Consider the following 1,866-nt stretch of genomic DNA (forward strand, 5'->3'; position numbering starts at 1 on the left):
GCCACACGAGCGGTGCGTGTGGTGTGACCTTCTGGATTGGGCTGCTGATGCGATCCGCATCATGTGATCGCTCCATGAGGCAACTTCCCGTGTGGCTGCCCTCACCCCAGCCGTCTCCCCGTGAAGAACGGGGAGAGGGAGCGCACTGCCGGCTCGGCGGCAGTCGTGCTATGACTTGAAGTGAATAGGGCAACACTGGCCTATTGATTGCATCAGCAGGACGGAATGAGCTTGATCCGATGACCCCGATCATATCAGCTGATCGCATCGGCTCAGTCCCGAGCTAACCCTTTCTGGACACCCCCGTGAACTACACCTGGAACTGGCACATCTTCCTGGAGCCGAACCCGACCGGGGCCGGTACCTATTTCGACATGCTGCTGGCGGGGCTGAAGGTCACGATCGTGACCTCGCTGTCGGCCTGGGTGATCGCGCTGATCTTCGGCACGATCGTCGGCATCCTGCGCTCGCTGCCCTCCAAGCTCGCGACCTGGATCGGCTTTCTCTACGTCGAATTCTTCCGCAACATGCCGCTGCTCGTGCAGCTGTTCCTGTGGTTCTTCGTGCTGCCGGAGCTGCTGCCGCGCGCCGCAGGCCTGTGGCTGAAGCAGATGCCGAATGCGCCGTTCTATACGGCCGCCGTCGGCATCGGCCTGTTCATGTCGGCGCGCGTCGCGGTGCAACTCGCGGCCGGCATCGGCTCGCTGCCGCGGGGACAGAAGATGGCGGCCACGGCTCTTGGCCTGACCACGCTTCAAGTCTATCGCTACGTGCTGCTGCCGATGGCGTTCCGCATCATCCTGCCGCCGCTGACGTCGGAGTTTCTCAACACGGTCAAGAACAGCGCGGTCGCGATCACCATCGGCCTGATCGAGCTGACCGGTGCTGCGCGCGCGATGCAGGAATTCTCCTTCCAGGTGTTCGAGGCCTTTAGCGCCGCGACCCTGATGTATCTCGTCATCAACATCATCGTCGTGATCGGCATGCGGCTCCTGGAGCGCGCGGTGGCGATCCCTGGCTACATCACGGGCAAATGAGATGCTGGCCAATTTCGATTTCGACGTCATCCGCCGCTCGCTGAGCTACCTCTTCATCGACGGCATGACCTTCACCCTGACGCTGACCGCGCTGTCGGCGACGGGCGGCCTGATCTTCGGCACGCTGATCGCGCTGATGCGCCTTTCCGGCTATCGCGTGATGGGCTGGATCGCCGGCCTCTACGTCGACTTCATGCGCTCGCTGCCGCTGGTGCTGGTGATCTTCTGGTTCTATTTCCTGGTGCCGTATATCGGGCAGTGGATCACCGGCTCGTCGCGCCCGATCAAGGTCGGCGCCTTCGCCTCCTCGCTGATCACCTTCATCATGTTCGAGGCGGCATACTTCTCCGAGATCATGCGCGCCGGCATCCAGTCGATCTCGCGCGGGCAGCCGGCCGCGGCCTCTGCGCTCGGCCTGACCTATGCGCAGACCATGCGCTACGTCGTGCTGCCGCAGGCGTTCCGCAACATGCTGCCGGTGCTGCTGACCCAGACCATCGTGCTGTTCCAGGACACCTCGCTGGTCTACGTGCTCTCGATCCCGGACTTCCTCGGCGCCGCGTCGAAGGTCGCGCAGCGCGACGGTCGCCTGGTCGAGATGTACCTGTTCGCAGCCCTGGTCTACTTCACCATCTCCTGCATCGCGTCCTACGGCGTCCGCCGCCTGCAGTCGCGCATCGCCATCATCAGGTAGTCGTCAGGATGAGCAAGCTGCAACATGTGCGATCCTTCACCTCTCCCATAGGGAGAGGTCGGATCGCGGCTGGCGATGCGTCGCATCGTCCAGCGGCGATCCGGGTGAGGGGCTATGCTCCCTCGATGGACCGGA

Annotated in this window: 2 protein-coding genes; both read left to right on the top strand. The window is 63.2% G+C overall.

Translation table 11 applies throughout. The features are described from left to right. Nucleotides 1-305 precede the first annotated feature (305 nt). Complete coding sequence (locus BRAO375_RS01900) at nucleotides 306-1,037, top strand: amino acid ABC transporter permease (protein ID WP_006612549.1); 732 nt, start codon at nucleotides 306-308, stop codon at nucleotides 1,035-1,037. A 1-nt stretch (nucleotide 1,038) separates the two neighbouring features. Beyond that, nucleotides 1,039-1,731 (top strand): amino acid ABC transporter permease, encoded by a 693-nt coding sequence (locus BRAO375_RS01905; protein WP_009025756.1) that lies wholly within the window; start codon nucleotides 1,039-1,041, stop codon nucleotides 1,729-1,731. Nucleotides 1,732-1,866 lie beyond the last annotated feature (135 nt).

Origin of the sequence: Bradyrhizobium sp. ORS 375, from assembly GCF_000239775.1 — a bacterium.
Lineage (GTDB): Bacteria > Pseudomonadota > Alphaproteobacteria > Rhizobiales > Xanthobacteraceae > Bradyrhizobium.